Origin of the sequence: Sinorhizobium sp. M4_45, from assembly GCF_002885915.1 — a bacterium.
Taxonomy (GTDB): Bacteria; Pseudomonadota; Alphaproteobacteria; order Rhizobiales; family Rhizobiaceae; genus Sinorhizobium; species Sinorhizobium meliloti_A.
This window is the reverse complement of the sequence record NZ_NWVE01000003.1, coordinates 347,108-362,392: the sequence shown is the minus strand read 5'-3', so window position 1 is coordinate 362,392 and position 15,285 is coordinate 347,108. Positions and strand designations below refer to the sequence as shown.

The following is a 15,285-nucleotide window of genomic DNA, read 5'->3' as shown; positions in this document are numbered from 1 at the left end:
AGTGTAAAGGTTTACATAGCGTCCATGGGCGGTCGGGAGCCGCAATGGGGGAATCGATGAATCCGGAGACGGTAGACGCCGCGCGCGTCGTGCTGGAGGCGCGGCGGATCAGCAAGTCCTTCAGCGGCGTGCAGGTGCTCTTCAGTGTCAATTTCGAGCTTCGCGCCGGCGAGATCCATGCCCTGATGGGCGAGAACGGCGCCGGCAAGTCGACCCTCGTCAAGATTCTTTCAGGGTTCGAGCAGCCGTCCTCGGGCGAGGTCCTGCTCGATGGCCAGCCGGTAACGCTTCCTGCAAACGGCGCGGCCGAAGCGCTGGGCATCGTCATCATCCACCAGGAATTCAATCTCGCCGAACATCTGACTGTTGCCGAAAGCCTGTTTCTCGGTCGCGAGGTGACGCGTTTCGGCGTGCTCGACCGCAAGTATATGCGCGCGGAGGCGCGCCGGGTTCTCGATCTGCTCGGCTGCCACGTTGACGCGAACGCGCTGATCGGCAGTCTTTCAATCGCCGAAAAACAGATGGTCGAGATCGCCAAGGCCATCAGCCGCGACGCGCGGATCGTCTTCATGGACGAGCCGACTGCCGTCCTCTCCCGCGAGGAGACCAACTTCCTTTTCCGGCAGGTGCGCAAGCTGCGCGACAGGGGCACGAGCTTCGTCTTCGTGTCGCACAAGCTCGACGAAGTCATCGAACTGACCGACCGGGTGACGGTGCTGCGCGACGGGCAGTGGGTGAAGACCGCCGCGACATCGATGCTCGACGGCGAGTCGATTGCGCAGCTCATGGTCGGCCGCGAAATGTCGAGTCTCTATCCCGCCAAGAATGAGCCGAACGTCGACGAAGAGGTCGTGCTGCGAGTCGACGCCGTCTCGACCGACTATGTGAAGGACGCCAGCTTCGAGGTGCGCAAAGGCGAGATACTGGGCTTTTCGGGCATGATCGGCTCCGGCCGCACCGAACTCATGGAAGCGGTCGCCGGCCTCAGGCCCCGCCTGTCGGGCGAGGTGACGATCCGTGGAGAGACCGCGCCTTCAGGCGACGTGCACGCGGCCAACCGGCGCGGTCTTGCCTACATGACCAAGGACCGCAAGGCGAAGGGCCTGCTGCTCAACTCCGGCATGACGACGAACCTGACATTGCAGTCGCTCGGCCGGCATGCCCGCATCGGCTATCTCAGCCCGGCCAGCGAGGCGGCTGCACTCGAAAGGGCCCGCCGCCGCTTCGACATCCGCGTGCGCGACGGCAATGTCGTCGCCAGGCGCATGTCCGGCGGCAATCAGCAGAAGCTGCTGCTCGCCAAGGTGATGGAAACGGAACCGGACATCATCATCATCGACGAGCCGACACGCGGCATCGACGTCGGCACCAAGCAGCAGATCTATCATTTCATCTCGGCGCTCGCGCGCGACGGCCGCTCGATCATCGTCGTCTCTTCCGAAATGCCCGAGGTCATCGGGCTTTGCACCAGGGTCGCGGTGATGCGCGAGGGACGCATCGTCGGCATGCTCGAGGGAGACGAGATCTCCGAGCAGGAGATCATGCGCTACGCAGCCGGACTGAAGAAAATGGCTGCCGCCTGACCGCTTGGACGCGCGGCGAAGGCAGGCACAGGAAAAGGAATTCCCCCGGCTCGGGGGCGGGAGAGGTTGATCTGGACATGAGCGTGAACGAGGAAAGCATCCAAAGCACAACGCACCGCCGGACGTGGCGGGACGTCGATCTCAGGGCCGTGGCGCCGTTTGCCGCCCTTGCACTGCTGTTGATCGTCGGTGCCATGGTCAACCCCAACTTCATCAGTCTCAACAACCTCGCCAACGTCGCCACCCGCAGCGCCTTCATCGCCATCATCGCTGTTGGCGCCACCTTCGTCATTTCCGCAGGCGACCTCGACCTTTCCGTCGGCTCGATGGTCGCCTTCGTGGCGAGCCTGATGATCCTGTTCATGAATTCCGGCGTGATTGCCGATCCGGCACTGATGCTCACGGCCGCGGTCCTCTTCGCGGTCGTCGCCGGTAGCGCCTGCGGGCTCGCCAACGGGCTGATCACCACGGTCGGCAGGATCGAGCCCTTCATCGCGACGCTCGGCACGATGGGCATCTATCGCGGCCTTACCACCTGGCTTTCGCAAGGCGGCGCGATCACCCTGCGCGAGCCGGAAATACAGGAGCTCTATCGCCCGGCCTATTTCGGCAGCATTCTCGGCGTGCCGGTGCCGATCGCGATCATCCTCGCGGTCACTGCCGTCGCCGCCTTCATCCTCTATCGCACGCGTTACGGCCGGCACGTGGTCGCCGTCGGCTCCAACAGCGACGTGGCTCGCTATTCCGGCATCGCCGTCAATCGCGTGCGCACCATCGCCTTCGTCATCCAGGGACTCTGCGTCGCCGTCGCCGTGCTGCTCTACGTGCCGCGGCTCGGATCCACCTCGGCCACGACCGGTATCCTCTGGGAACTGCAGGCCATCACCGCCGTCGTCGTCGGCGGAACGGCGCTCAAGGGCGGCGCCGGCCGCGTCTGGGGCACGATCTGCGGTGCCTTCATTCTCGAATTGGTCGGAAACATCATGCTCCTGTCGAACTTCATCAGCGAATACCTGATCGGCGCGATGCAGGGTGCGATCATCATCATCGCGATGCTCGTCCAGCGCTCGCTGGTACGCAAATCGTGACCAAGCCGGATCGAGCGCGATCCGGCCACATCAACCAAGACTTAGAATCATTGGGAGGAAGAAGCATGCGAAAGGGATTAATGGGCATTGCCGCCGTCACGATGATGGCACTGACGGGTGCAGCCCATGCACAAGACAAGAACGTCACGATCGGCGTGTCGATCCCGGCGGCCGACCATGGCTGGACCGCCGGCGTGGTGTTCCACGCCGAGCGTGTTGCCAAGCTGCTCATGGAACAGCATCCGGGCCTCAACGTCATCGTCAAGACCTCGCCGGATCCGGCGAGCCAGGCCAATGCCGTGCAGGACCTCGAAACGCAGGGGATCGACGCCCTCGTGATCCTGCCGACCGACCCCGATCCGCTGGTCAATGCGATCAAGGAAATCAAGGGCAAGGGCACCTTCGTGGCGCTGGTGGACCGCGCGCCCTCGACCAACGACAACAGCGTGCGTGACCTCTATGTCGCCGGCAACAACCCGGCACTCGGCCAGGTCGCCGGCGAATACATCAAGGCAACGACGCCGGAAGCCAAGGTGGTCGTCATTCGCGGCCTGCCGATCCCGATCGACCAGCAGCGCCAGGACGGCTTCGACAAGGGCATCGCCGGCTCCAAGGTCGAAATCCTGGACCGCCAGTACGGCAACTGGAATCGCGACGACGCCTTCAAGGTCATGCAGGACTATCTGACCAAGTATCCGCAGATCGACGTGGTTTGGTGCCAGGATGACGACATGGCCGTCGGGGTGCTGCAGGCGATCGACCAGGCCAAGCGCACCGACATCCAGTATGTGGTCGCCGGAGCCGGTTCGAAGGACATGATCAAGAGGGTCATGGATGGCGACAAGATGATCCCGGTCGACGTGCTCTACCCGCCGGCAATGGTCGGCACGGCACTCGAAATGACCGTTGCCAACTTCTACGGCCAGGTCCCGGTTCGCGGCACCTACACGATCGACGCGACGCTGGTGACGAAGGAAAACGCCAAGGACTTCTATTTCCCCGATTCGCCGTTCTGACCGGACGTCGGAGCTAATCAAGACACGGCCTGCCTGAGGCTTTCCTCGGGCGGGTCTTTTCTTTGGCGTTTATACAACGGACACCCCCTCCGCCCTGCCGGGCAGTGGGGGTGTCCGTTGGCGCGTTCGCGGCCGCCTCTAATCAGCCTCACCCCGCCGGAAACGCCGCCACCACCTTCAACCCTCGACCGGCGTCACCCTCGTCCAGCCGCATGGTCCCCCCGTAAAGCCCGACGATTTCCTCGACGATCGGGAGGCCCAGTCCGGTACCGGGGGCTTCCTCGCCGCCGCGCCGGAAACGCTTGAGCGCCGCCTCGCGCAGCTCCGCCGGAATGCCCGGGCCATTGTCCTCTACTTCCAGCAGGACCGCGTGGTCCCTGCTCCCGACGCGCACGGTCACCTCCGCCCCGCGGCCGGCATAAAGCAACGCATTGCCGATCAGGTTCTTCAGGAGTTCGCCGACAAGCAGGGGCTCGGCGCGGATCCAGTGCTCGCCCTCGCCGGCAAAGCCGAGATCGATGCCGGCTTCGCCCGCCGCCGGTACGTGGTCCCCCGTGACGGCGCGGGCAAGCCCGACGAGTTCGACCCGCTCCAATCCTCGCGCCTCGTCTCGGCCCGCGGCATCGATCTTGGCCATCAGCAGCAGCTGCGCGAGAATGCGTTCGGCATTGGCGACGGCCTCGTCCGCCTTCATCGCCGCCGCCCGGGTTTCCTCGATCGTCGTCGCCCGCTGCGCAAGCGCAAGCTGCGTGCGGATGATAGCAAGCGGGGTTCTGAGCTGATGGCTGGCATTGCCGGTGAAGTGCCGCAGCGCATCGAGAGCCGATTGCAGGCGGACCATGAAAGAGTTCACGGTATCGACGAGCCCCTGGACTTCGTTCGGCACCTGCTCGCGGATCGGATGCAGATCGTCGGGGCTGCGCTCGGCGATCGCATCGCCAAGCCGATAGAGCGGCCTCAGGGAAAAGGTGACGGCGACCCAGACGATCATCGCCGCCCCGGCGATCATCAGCCCGAGACGCAGGGCGGAACGGATGATGATGGTCTGCGCGAGCTGGCGCCGGGCGATCGTCGTCTCCGCGACGGTGACGACGAAGGGAACGGAATTGACCCCGGTCGAGGCGGAGCGTCTGAGTGCCGCGACGCGGATAGGTTCGCCGCGAAAGACGGCATCTGCGAAGCTCGTCGATTGACCGGTGCTTTCGGAAAGCGAAGGCAGGGTCTGGTAACCGGTGATGAACTCGCCGGGCGGGCCGTCCACCCGGTAAAAGACCCGGTCCTGCGCCGCCGATGTCAGCATCTCGAGCGCAACATAGGGGATGTCGACCTGCAACGAGCCGTCTTCGGCGACGACCACGCGCTCGGCGATCGCCAGCGCCGATCCGGCAAGCACCCGGTCCGAGACGGCATTTGCCGTCTTGACGGCTTCCCGGTAGGTATCCGCCAGCGCGACGACGCCGATTACGGCTGTCGAGATCAGCAGCCAGCCGAGCAGCCTGCGCCGCAGCGAATAGACGACCTTTCCGGGGGCGGCTGTCATTCGGGACCGGCCGTCTTGTCGAGATAATAGCCGATGCCGCGGGCGGTCCGTACGGTCAGCCCGAAGGGCGCCAGCCGCTTGCGCAGCCGGCTCACATATTGCTCGATCGCATTGGGGCTCAGATCGTCGTCAAGGCCCGTCAGCGATTGCACGATGGCGTCCTTGGCGACGACCTTACCGGCGCGCATGAACAGAAGCTCGAGAAGACCGAGCTCGCGCGCCGGAATTTCGATCGGCATGCCTGCCGAGGAGAAACTGCGCGAGGTGAGATCCAGCGAGACATTGCCATAGCTGACGACGGAGGCGCGCAACCCCGCCTGCCGGCGCAGGAGGACGCGCACGCGCGCCTCGAACTCGCCGATATCGAAAGGCTTGATCAGGTAATCGTCGGCGCCGAGGTCGAGTCCCTTGATCCTCTCCTCCGGCGTACCGCGCGCCGTCAGGATGAGAACCGCCGCGCGGTTCTGCCGTGCCCGCATGGCACGCAGCACGTCCAGTCCATCCATCTCCGGCAGGTTCAAATCGAGGATCACCAGATCGAAGCTCTCGGCCGCAGCAACCGCATGCGCGGATGCGCCGTCGCTCACGACGTCGACGGCATAGCCGCTGCCCCGCAGAAGCGTCGAAAGGCCCTCCGCCAGGGCCCGATTGTCCTCAACCAGCAAAATACGCAATATCGCCTCTCCCCGGGATCACTCTATCGCTCGCGAGCTTGCTTGTGAACGGCAGCGCTCTCAGGCATTGTGAATTCATGCGGTTCTTGATTTCTCTCGGTTTTTTGATCCTGTCGGCCGCGGTCGCTAAGGCCGCGCCGACGTTCTTCCCGGCTCTCTCCGGTGACGGAGCCGCACCGGTCCTGACCGTCTATTCCTCGCTCGACGAACCCTTGGCGAGACCGATGATCGACGGCTTCCAGAAGGCCAATCCGGATGTCGCGGTCCGCTACGAGGACATGCTGACCGGCGAGATCTACGACAGGATCGTCAAGGAGACCGATGCCGGCGAGAAGACCGCCGATTTCGCCTTTTCCTCCGCCATGGACCTGCAGGTCAAGCTCAGCAATGACGGTTATGCGCAACGCAGCGACCTGCCTATGAGCGGACGCTGGCCGGCCTGGGCGAACTGGCGCAACACGGCTTACGCTCTCACCTTCGAGCCGGCCGTCTTCGTCTACCACAAGCCGAGCTTCCGGCACGAGCAGCCGCCGGCGACGCGCGCCGAATTCGTCGATTACCTCAAGCGGAAAGGAAACGCCGTCTTCGGCCGCATCGGCACCTACGACATCGAACGTTCCGGCGTCGGCTTCCTCTTCATGTCGCGCGACCAGGAGCAGTTCGGCGACATCTGGACGGTGATCCGCACCATGGGGTCTGCCGGCGTGAAGCTCTATTCGACCAGTCAGGCGATCCTGGAGAGGATTTCCGACGGACGCTTCGTGCTCGGCTACAACATCCTCGGCTCCTACGCGGCCGACTGGGCATCGCGGCATCCGGATGTCGGCATCGTGCTGCCGAAGGACTATACGGTCGTCATGTCGCGCATCGGGCTGGTGCCGCAGGCCGCAGCCGCCCCCGAACTCGGCCGCCGCTATCTCGAATTCTTCATGTCGAAGGAGGGCCAGACGATCATGGCGCGGGAGCTGCAGATCCCGGCGGTGAGCCCCGAAGTCGCCGGCGAGAACACCGCGAACACCATGCGGGAAATGCTCGGAGGTCAGTTGAAACCCGTACCGGTCAGTCCCGGGCTGATGGTCTATCTCGACCAGGTCAAGCGGGCGCGGCTGATTGCCCGCTGGAACGAAATGCTGCGCCTGCAGTGAATAATAAGCAGGCAAACAAGTCATTTACGCGAAACGGACTTGATGTCAGGTTAATGTCAGCTTTCTATGTTGCTTAAGGTCGCCGGCGAACCGTGGAGGCGGACCGCCGGCAGCGTATCGGGAGGATCCACAAGTCCGGTCTAAGGTCGCCGTCGATGTCGACCAGCCGCTTCTCCCCTTCGCGAACGATAATCAATGTGCGCGTGACGAAGCGCGCCTCACGGAGGACCGACCTTGAAACACTTCTTCCTCGCATCCATTCTCGCCGGCGCAATTGCTCTGCCGGCCTATGCCGCCGACTACACGATCATCGCGCCGGCCAATCCCGGCGGCGGCTGGGACCAGACCGCCCGTTCGATGCAGACCGTCCTGCAGCAGGAGGGCATTTCCGGCAACGTGCAGGTCCAGAACGTTCCGGGCGCCGGCGGCACGATCGGCCTTGCACAGTTCGCAAGCCAGCAGAAGGGCAACCCGAACGCGCTCCTCGTCGGCGGTTACGTCATGGTTGGCGCCATCCTCACCAACAACTCGCCGGTCACCCTCAAGGACGTGACCCCGATCGCGCGGCTTACGGGCGAATACGAAGCGATCGTCGTTCCCGCCGCCTCCGAGATCCAGACGATGAAAGATCTCGTCGAGGCGCTGAAGAAGGATCCGGGCGCGGTTTCCTGGGCAGGCGGCTCGGCCGGCGGTACCGACCATATCGCGGTAGGCCTGATCGCCAAGGCCGCTGGTGTCGATCCGACCAAGATCAACTACATCGCCTATTCCGGCGGCGGCGAGGCGCTTGCCGCGATCCTCGGCAGCCAGGTAACCGCCGGCATTTCCGGTTACGGTGAATTCGAGTCCCAGGTGAAGGCCGGAACGCTCCGCCTGCTCGCGGTTTCCAGCGCCGAGCGCCTCGAGGGTATCGACGCGCCGACGCTGAAGGAATCCGGCGTCGACGTCGTGGTCGAAAACTGGCGCATGGTCGCCGCTGCCCCGGGCCTCACGGAAGAACAGAAGGCCGCAGTCTCCGCCGACATCGAGAAGCTTGCAAAATCCGCAGGCTGGCAGGAAGTGCTGAAGACCAAAGGCTGGCAGGACACCTATCTCGCCGGCGCCGCCTTCGACGAGCAGCTCGCCAAGGACATTTCCGCCACGGAAACCGTCCTGAAGGACATCGGGCTGGTCAAATGAACAAGGGGACCAACCCTTCGGTCGAAACGCGCCGCCCCGACCGGGCGGCGCTGGTCATCGCCGCCGTTCTGGCAGCAATCGCCGGTGTGATCTTCTGGGACGTGTCGCGCCTGAGCGGCCTTGCCGGCTACTCGCAAGTCGGGCCGATGACCGTGCCCTATGCGATCGCCTGCTGTCTCATGGCGCTTGCGGTCTGGACGGCGGTCGAAGCCTGGCGGGGCGACTTTCCCGAACGCGAGCACCAGCAGGCGGGTCCGGTTGTCTGGATCGTCGCCGGGCTTGCGGCGCAGATGCTGCTCTTGAACACGTTGGGCTTCTCGATCGCGACCGGCATTCTCTTCGCCCTCACGGCCCGCGGCTTCGGCAAACGCAAATTGTGGCTGACCGTGCCGATCGGCGTCGTGTTCAGTTTCATCGTCTGGGCTATCTTCGCCAAGCTCCTGCAATTGTCGCTGCCCGCAGGGCCGCTGGAACGCCTGTTCTTCTAGAGCGGGATCAGGAAAAGTGTGCGGTCTTCCGCCCGCATCCCGCTCTTAACCTATCAGATCGATCACGTTCATGATTTCAGGTTCGATCCTGGAATCACCGTGATCTAAAGAAGGCCGACGACCATGGGTACTTTCGATTTCCTGTTGCAGGGGCTGCTGGTTGCTGCCCAGCCGATGAACCTTCTCTACGCACTCATCGGCGTAACGCTCGGCACCGCCGTCGGCGTGCTGCCCGGCATCGGCCCTGCATTGACCGTCGCACTGCTCCTGCCGGTCACCTATCAGCTCGATCCGGCCGGGTCGCTCATCATGTTCGCCGGCATATATTATGGCGGCATGTATGGGGGTTCGACGACGTCGATCCTGCTCAACACGCCCGGCGAAAGCGCCTCGATCGTCACCGCCCTCGAGGGCAACAAGATGGCGCGTGCCGGCCGCGGCGGTCCGGCGCTTGCCACGGCAGCCATCGGCTCCTTCGTCGCCGGCCTCATCGCCACGCTCGGACTGGCCTTCATTGCTCCCTATATCGTCAAGCTGGCGCTCGTCTTCGGCCCGCGCGAATATTTCGCGCTAATGGTGCTCGCCTTCGTCACCGTCTCCTCCGCCTTCGGCGACTCGACGCTTCGGGGGCTCACCTCGCTCTTCGTCGGCCTGACCCTTGCCTGCATCGGCATCGACCAGCTGACCGGCCAGGCGCGCCTTTCTTTCGGCGTGCCCGACCTCCTCGACGGCATCGAGGTGACGACTCTCGCCGTCGCCATGTTCGCGATCGGCGAGACGCTGTTCATCGCCGCGCAAGGCGACCGCGGCCCGGACAAGGTGGAAGCGGTCAAGGGCTCGGTCTGGATGAGCGCCACGGATTGGGCGCGCTCCTGGAAGCCGTGGCTGCGCGGCACCTTCATCGGCTTTCCCATCGGCGCCATGCCGGCCGGGGGCGCCGAGATCGGCACTTTCCTCTCCTATGCGGCGGAGAAGCGCCTGACCAAACATCCGGAGGAATTCGGCAACGGCGCCATCGAAGGCGTGGCGGGCCCGGAGGCCGCCAACAACGCATCCGCTGCAGGCACGCTGGTGCCGCTCCTCACGCTCGGCCTGCCCACCACGGCGACGGCCGCGATCATGCTCGCCGGCTTCCAGCAATACGGGCTGCAGCCGGGGCCGCTGCTCTTCGCCACCAATCCGCAGCTGGTCTGGGGTCTGATCGCCAGCCTCCTCATCGCCAATTTCATGCTGCTTGTCCTCAACCTGCCGCTGATCGGCCTCTGGGTGAGGCTATTGACGATCCCGAAACCGTGGCTCTATGCGGGCATCCTGCTCTTCGCAACGCTCGGCACCATCGGCGCCAATCCCTCGGTCTTCGAACTCGGCATGCTGCTGGCCTTCGGCCTGCTGGGCTACGTCATGCGCGTCTTCGGCTATCCGATCGCGCCGGTGGTCGTCGGCCTGATCCTCGGGCCGCTCGCCGAACAGCAGCTCCGCAGAGCGCTCTCGATCAGCCAGGGCGACATAACAGTGCTCTTCACGTCGCCGATCGCGGCCGTGCTCCTGGTGATCGCCGCGCTCGCCCTTGTCGTGCCGCTGATCCTCAGGGCCCGCGGCCGCGGCGAAGTGCTCGCACAACTCGCCGCCAGCGAAGACTGAGCGGCTTCCGACGATCTGGCAGGCCGATCGGCTGCCGCCCCTATTGCTGGACGCGTGCGGGCCTGCTTTCGCTGCATGGCTGGGCTGAGGTTTTGTGCATTGCAAAACAACCCCGCCGGACCCATCTTTTGCTCATCGAATAGAAAACGAAAGCGAGCAAGAGATGACCAGCAAGAACCGCATGGGCTTCATCGGCCGCGCCTTCGCCGTATTCGGCGCCGCAACCGCTGCTGCCGCCGCCGTCGAAGGCCATCGCCGCCCCAAAGCACAGGATCTCCGCACCCTCGGCATCGATCCCGCAGCCTTCCCGGGCAATCGCCAGGGCTGACCTGCCCGACGTCCAGGCCTCAGCCTGAAACAGGATCGCGTCGCCATCAGGCGACGCGATCCTGTTTCAGGGAACTGCCCTCCCATTGCGACCGTCGTCCGAACGGCTTCAACCTCAACCGGACGCGATGATCCTCCGGCCCATGACGCCGAGCCCCCGCACGAAACGGGAGAGACGCGACGGATCCGCTCGCCGCTTCGAACCCGACCTCATGCCCTGCCCGGGTGAACTGCCGGTTCATGGTGAGTGTGCAGGGCGACCAATCCCTCCCGATGATATCCGATGCCGTCCTTCGGCCTGTTCAACGGTTCCGTCACGAACAGGTCGGTTCCGCTGTCCGTCTCGAACAGGCAGGGAATGTGAAAAGGCGCCGGAATGGGAAGATCTTCAAATAAAAATGGCGCCGGCAAACTGGCCGGCGCCACGAAGATTTTACAGGCCCGCGCGCTTTGAGGTCACGTGGGCATTCCGCAAGAGATCAAGCGACCTTGGCAACCGCCGTCGGTACGCTCGCGATCGTCTTCAGGATGACCGAAGCGATCTGGTAGGGGTCGCCCTGGGAGTTCGGGCGGCGATCTTCGAGATAGCCGCGGTAGCCGTTGTTGACGAAGCTGTGCGGAACGCGAATGGAGGCGCCGCGGTCAGCCACGCCGTAGCTGAACTTGTCCCACGGCGCCGTCTCGTGCTTGCCGGTCAGGCGCAAGTGGTTGTCCGGGCCGTAGACGTTGATGTGGTCGTGCAGGTTCTTCTCGAAGGCGGCCATCAGCGCTTCGAAATAGTCCTTGCCGCCGACTTCGCGCAGATAGGCAGTCGAGAAGTTGGCGTGCATGCCGGAGCCGTTCCAGTCGGTGTCGCCGAGCGGCTTGCAGTGGAACTCGACGTCGATGCCGTATTTCTCCGTCAGGCGCAGCAGAAGGTAGCGCGCCAGCCAGACTTCATCGGCAGCCTTCTTGGAGCCCTTGCCGAAAACCTGGAATTCCCATTGGCCCTTGGCCACTTCGGCGTTGATGCCTTCGTGGTTGATGCCCGCGGCCAGGCAGATGTCGAGATGCTCTTCGACGATCTGGCGCGCGATGTCGCCGACATTCTTGTAGCCGACGCCGGTGTAGTACGGGCCCTGCGGCGCCGGATAGCCCTGCTCCGGGAAGCCCAGCGGGCGGCCGTTCTTGTAGAAGAAATATTCCTGCTCGAAGCCGAACCAGGCGCTTTCATCGTCGAGGACCGTTGCACGGGTATTCGACGGATGCGGCGTCTTGCCGTCCGGCATCATGACCTCGCACATGACCAATGCGCCATTCGTGCGGACCGGGTCGGGATAGACCGCAACCGGCTTCAGCACGCAATCGGAGCTGCGCCCTTCGGCCTGCTGCGTCGAGCTGCCGTCGAAGCCCCAGAGCGGAAGCTGTTCGAGCGTCGGAAACGCGTCGAATTCCTTGATCTGCGTCTTCCCGCGGAGATTTGGGACGGGCGTGTAGCCATCGAGCCAGATGTACTCGAGCTTATACTTGGTCATTAGCGAATCTCTCTAACGTGGTGCTGCATGGTTTGAGCAAATCCTGACAGCTTCAGCGCTACACAACGCCCAACCGCCAGGGATCGGATACCATGAAGCATCAAGCGTGCCAGTTGGGCGCCGGAGAGAGACTTTTTTCCGCCGGCGGCACCGCGGCGGGGCGAATCGGCGCGGACGCGCCCCGCGGACGCAGCCGGAAAAGATCGTCGGCGGGACCCGCAAAGCCCGGCATTTTTACGCGGTTCGGGGCCGGCCTGGGCAGAAAAACAAGCAGCAATTCAAATCGATACCGCGGTCTCCTCACTTGCGGAAAGGTGCCTGGAGCCGCTTCTCCTGCTCATCCATATCGGCGTCCGCGGCCCGAACATTTCTGCCCAGAAATTATTTGACAGGCGCCGCTGCCTAAAAAATCGCACTTGCGCCCGTTGCATCCGTGAATGCTCCGGACAATGCTCGCAATTCCGGCACGGAATTGAACGAAATTTCGGCAATTCGCGTAAATCATGTGCAAATCCTGCCTGGTTGCACTATGTTTCTCCCCAGAACTCACGGGAGACCAGAGCATGGCCACGAGTCTTTACGGCAAGTCTGCGACGATCCTGAAGTTTCCGGCCGCTGTGTCACGGAAGGCCGAGGAACGGCGCTCCGAAGCCCAGCGCAAACTGGACCTCGCACCGTCGGACGTCTGCGCCGCCGTCGATGGCTGCTGGTATCACGAAGAAGCCCTGAGCGACGATACGAAGCACTGAAGCGGAGCGGTCATTCCCGCTCACCGCCGCCCGCCGACCTCGTCGATATGGTGCAACATATCGGCCGGGTCGTCGAAAATGCGGTAAGCGCCGGCTTGTCGCAGTTCCTCATGTCCGTAGCCTCCGCTCAGCAAGCCGATGGCCAAGGCACGGGAGCGCACCGCCGCCAGCATATCCCAGATACTGTCGCCGACCACCACTGCCGTCTCGATCGGGGCGCCGAGCTGTTCGGCGGCGGCGAGAAAGAGATCCGGATCGGGCTTGGCATATTTGACGAGGTCCCGCGTCACGACCGGCACGACCGCCGGATCGACGCCGAGAGCGGCGAGATTGACGGCGGCCGTCTCCATCCGCCCGCTCGTGGCGATCGCATAAGAGATCTTCGCATCAGTGAGCCACGTTAGAAGCTCGCGCGCGCCGGGCAACGGTCTTATGCTGTCTGCCTGCCGCCTATAGGCGTCGGCGTGGCGCTGACGCAATCGCGCAACCCTGTCACCGCTGATTTCCATATTCGTCTCGCGCAGGAGCTGGTCGGTGAAGAGCCCGCCGCTCATGCCGATCTTGCGATGGATGCGCCAGACCGAAAGGTCGATCCCTTCCGCGTCGAGGGCTTCCTTCCAGGCAAGCACGTGCTGGTAGACGCTGTCGACGAGTGTGCCGTCCAGATCGAACAGGAAGACGGGTTCGATGCGCATGCTCTTTCTCCCGGTAACGCGCGTCCGATCGGACGCACGGGCCATGGCGCCGTCACCTGCGGAAATATGGGTCAGGTTTCGCAGCCGAACAGACAGCCTGTCTACTTTTCCTTTGTGAACCCTGATCGCATCTGCGTGCAAGTGTAACTACCCCATTGCATGGCGAATGGTTCTCGAAATCCGGGTCAGGAAGGCTGGCCGTGAGGAAGCGACGAGCTTCCATGAAAGGACCGCCTGCGCCATGCGCCGCGGCAGCAGCCCGACGGAGACGAACCAGGCTGCCAGCATGGCACGACGGCGCAGCGAGACGTTCATCTGCATGCTGGCGACGGCACCGTGAGCGGCGAGGCCGAGCCTCGAATCCGCAGCCACCGGATGGCGTGCGCCGTCCACGCAGAGCGATGCAAGACGCTCCTCCAGATGCACCGGGTCGCGCAGGTTCGCTTTCGGCGAAACCGATAGACCTGCATCGACCGCCTGTTCGTTGAGGGCATTCAGTCGGTGAAAATCATGCTCCACCCGCCAGCGCGCCCTCTGCCCGAGTTTTTCGGCAAAGACAGAATGATTGCTGCCGTGCATTCGGTAGGCGCCGAGGCAGGCTTCGAGCGACGTCACCTTCCCGTAGAGCGGGGCGAGCGTGACAAGGTAGCCGTCTGCACCCTGCCGGAACTCGGCTTCCGGAACCGGCATGATGACATCGAGAGCCGAGCGTGCAAAAGCCAGTCCGCTGGTGACCGTCGTCTGGTATCGTGCGCGGCTCGCCAGTTGCGGCGTTACGTCACCGGAGTCGAACGGGACCTCCGGGGGCGGGAAGATGTCCTTGACGCGCAGATCCTCGTCCACCAGATGCAGCCGGAACTGCATCTGGGCCGTGTCGTCGCTCCATTGGGCAAGCAATTCGGAAACGGCAGCCGGGTAGAGATAGTCGTCGGCGTCGAGGAAGAGAACGATCGCCCCGCGACTTGCCGCAAAGCCGGTGTTGAAAGCGGCTGCGTGACCGCCATTTTCCTCCCGCAGGCAGGCCTTGATCCGTCCGCCGTAGGACGCGATCACCTCCGCCGACCCGTCGGTCGACGCATCGTCTACGACGATGACCTCGACCTGCGCGTGGTCCTGGTCGAGGGCGCTGTCGATCGCGCGGCTCAGGAACCGCGCATAATTGTAATTCGCTATGATGATGGAGACAGGAAGATGGTCTCGGATGGAATGCATCGCAGTGAACCTCGCTTTTTCGGCTTTGGTCGCGGCGAACCTTCTCATGCAGGTCCTTGAGGGTGATGCCCGTCCCGAAAGCACAGCCTCTCGGGCTGCGGTGAAGACAACGGCGCGGTTGCGCCGGGCGGGCGGCGAAGATCGTGCTCGATCCTGCATGAGCCTCCTGAGTTTTGTGGCATTTGAGTGACCGCTGCGGCGGCGGCACGTCGGTCTGCAGCCTTACCGTGCCGATGGTCGAACCTATGCCCGGATAGGCAGCAAAGTGACCTCGGTTGACGCGCCTCCGGCGGCTGATATACCAGTTTTGCAGCCAGAACGACGCAGGGAGGAAGCCGCGTGGATGCCAGACACCCCAACACCATGAAGGTGATCGCCACGCGATTGACGGCGCGAGGCGCAACATTGCAGCCCGCGAACGCGATGCCGGTCGC

General features: G+C 63.8%; 14 protein-coding genes. 9 read left to right on the top strand and 5 right to left on the bottom strand.

The features are described 5' to 3' along the window. Positions 1–56 precede the first annotated feature (56 nt). The 3 genes from CN933_RS11935 to CN933_RS11925 all read left to right on the top strand — a co-directional run bounded on the left by CN933_RS11935 (position 57) and on the right by CN933_RS11925 (position 3,687). Positions 57–1,583 carry a sugar ABC transporter ATP-binding protein gene (locus tag CN933_RS11935; RefSeq protein WP_026168724.1) on the top strand — a complete coding sequence of 509 codons (1,527 nt, stop codon included), beginning with the start codon at positions 57–59 and terminating at the stop codon, positions 1,581–1,583. A gap of 77 nt (positions 1,584–1,660) precedes the next feature. Beyond that, entirely contained in the window at positions 1,661–2,671 is a 1,011-nt protein-coding gene (locus CN933_RS11930) for an ABC transporter permease (RefSeq protein WP_018096198.1), read from the top strand. A 65-nt stretch (positions 2,672–2,736) separates the two neighbouring features. Next, a complete protein-coding gene (locus CN933_RS11925; protein WP_026168723.1) occupies positions 2,737–3,687 on the top strand; it encodes a substrate-binding domain-containing protein in 951 nt (316 codons plus the stop codon). 148 nt (positions 3,688–3,835) lie between these two features. Here CN933_RS11925 and CN933_RS11920 read toward each other — a convergent pair whose 3' ends face one another. Beyond that, a complete protein-coding gene (locus tag CN933_RS11920; RefSeq protein WP_018096196.1) occupies positions 3,836–5,227 on the bottom strand; it encodes a sensor histidine kinase in 1,392 nt (463 codons plus the stop codon). Continuing rightward, positions 5,224–5,901 carry a response regulator gene (locus tag CN933_RS11915; protein ID WP_018096195.1) on the bottom strand — a complete coding sequence of 226 codons (678 nt, stop codon included), beginning with the start codon at positions 5,899–5,901 and terminating at the stop codon, positions 5,224–5,226. The genes CN933_RS11920 and CN933_RS11915 overlap by 4 nt, the downstream gene beginning before the upstream one ends. Positions 5,902–5,978: 77 nt before the next feature. Here CN933_RS11915 and CN933_RS11910 point away from each other — a divergent pair, with 77 nt between their 5' ends. The 5 genes from CN933_RS11910 (at position 5,979) to CN933_RS11890 (ending at position 10,682) form a co-directional block, all read left to right on the top strand. Further along, a complete protein-coding gene (locus CN933_RS11910) occupies positions 5,979–7,046 on the top strand; it encodes an ABC transporter substrate-binding protein (RefSeq protein WP_018096194.1) in 1,068 nt (355 codons plus the stop codon). A 234-nt stretch (positions 7,047–7,280) separates the two neighbouring features. Then, a complete protein-coding gene (locus tag CN933_RS11905) occupies positions 7,281–8,225 on the top strand; it encodes a Bug family tripartite tricarboxylate transporter substrate binding protein (RefSeq protein WP_018096193.1) in 945 nt (314 codons plus the stop codon). Next, the gene (locus CN933_RS11900; protein ID WP_018096192.1) at positions 8,222–8,713 is read left to right on the top strand and encodes a tripartite tricarboxylate transporter TctB family protein; all 492 of its coding nucleotides are present in this window, start codon (positions 8,222–8,224) and stop codon (positions 8,711–8,713) included. The genes CN933_RS11905 and CN933_RS11900 overlap by 4 nt, the downstream gene beginning before the upstream one ends. Positions 8,714–8,836: 123 nt before the next feature. Beyond that, on the top strand, positions 8,837–10,354 hold the full coding sequence (locus tag CN933_RS11895; protein ID WP_018096191.1) for a tripartite tricarboxylate transporter permease: 1,518 nt from the start codon (positions 8,837–8,839) through the stop codon (positions 10,352–10,354). A 163-nt stretch (positions 10,355–10,517) separates the two neighbouring features. Next, entirely contained in the window at positions 10,518–10,682 is a 165-nt protein-coding gene (locus tag CN933_RS11890; RefSeq protein ID WP_018096190.1) for a hypothetical protein, read from the top strand. Positions 10,683–11,160: 478 nt separating this feature from the next. Here CN933_RS11890 and CN933_RS11885 read toward each other — a convergent pair whose 3' ends face one another. Then, positions 11,161–12,195, bottom strand: coding sequence for a glutamine synthetase beta-grasp domain-containing protein (locus tag CN933_RS11885; RefSeq protein WP_018096189.1), 1,035 nt, complete (start codon positions 12,193–12,195; stop codon positions 11,161–11,163). Between the two features lie 563 nt (positions 12,196–12,758). Here CN933_RS11885 and CN933_RS11880 point away from each other — a divergent pair. Further along, positions 12,759–12,944 carry a DUF2735 domain-containing protein gene (locus tag CN933_RS11880; protein WP_018096187.1) on the top strand — a complete coding sequence of 62 codons (186 nt, stop codon included), beginning with the start codon at positions 12,759–12,761 and terminating at the stop codon, positions 12,942–12,944. A gap of 20 nt (positions 12,945–12,964) precedes the next feature. On the opposite strand, the gene CN933_RS11875 is transcribed toward CN933_RS11880, so the two are convergent. After that, positions 12,965–13,639 carry an HAD family hydrolase gene (locus CN933_RS11875; protein ID WP_102761610.1) on the bottom strand — a complete coding sequence of 225 codons (675 nt, stop codon included), beginning with the start codon at positions 13,637–13,639 and terminating at the stop codon, positions 12,965–12,967. Positions 13,640–13,786: 147 nt separating this feature from the next. Beyond that, on the bottom strand, positions 13,787–14,851 hold the full coding sequence (locus tag CN933_RS11870) for a glycosyltransferase family 2 protein (protein ID WP_018096185.1): 1,065 nt from the start codon (positions 14,849–14,851) through the stop codon (positions 13,787–13,789). Positions 14,852–15,285 lie beyond the last annotated feature (434 nt).

Bases quoted from the DNA above. Each gene is read 5' to 3' on its own strand.
- CN933_RS11935 (WP_026168724.1), top strand. From the start codon at position 57: ATGAATCCGGAGACGGTAGACGCCGCGCGCGTCGTGCTGGAGGCGCGG.
- CN933_RS11930 (WP_018096198.1), top strand. From the start codon at position 1,661: ATGAGCGTGAACGAGGAAAGCATCCAAAGCACAACGCACCGCCGGACG.
- CN933_RS11925 (WP_026168723.1), top strand. From the start codon at position 2,737: ATGCGAAAGGGATTAATGGGCATTGCCGCCGTCACGATGATGGCACTG.
- CN933_RS11920 (WP_018096196.1), bottom strand. From the start codon at position 5,227: ATGACAGCCGCCCCCGGAAAGGTCGTCTATTCGCTGCGGCGCAGGCTG.
- CN933_RS11910 (WP_018096194.1), top strand. From the start codon at position 5,979: ATGCGGTTCTTGATTTCTCTCGGTTTTTTGATCCTGTCGGCCGCGGTC.
- CN933_RS11900 (WP_018096192.1), top strand. From the start codon at position 8,222: ATGAACAAGGGGACCAACCCTTCGGTCGAAACGCGCCGCCCCGACCGG.
- CN933_RS11895 (WP_018096191.1), top strand. From the start codon at position 8,837: ATGGGTACTTTCGATTTCCTGTTGCAGGGGCTGCTGGTTGCTGCCCAG.
- CN933_RS11890 (WP_018096190.1), top strand. From the start codon at position 10,518: ATGACCAGCAAGAACCGCATGGGCTTCATCGGCCGCGCCTTCGCCGTA.
- CN933_RS11885 (WP_018096189.1), bottom strand. From the start codon at position 12,195: ATGACCAAGTATAAGCTCGAGTACATCTGGCTCGATGGCTACACGCCC.
- CN933_RS11880 (WP_018096187.1), top strand. From the start codon at position 12,759: ATGGCCACGAGTCTTTACGGCAAGTCTGCGACGATCCTGAAGTTTCCG.
- CN933_RS11875 (WP_102761610.1), bottom strand. From the start codon at position 13,639: ATGCGCATCGAACCCGTCTTCCTGTTCGATCTGGACGGCACACTCGTC.
- CN933_RS11870 (WP_018096185.1), bottom strand. From the start codon at position 14,851: ATGCATTCCATCCGAGACCATCTTCCTGTCTCCATCATCATAGCGAAT.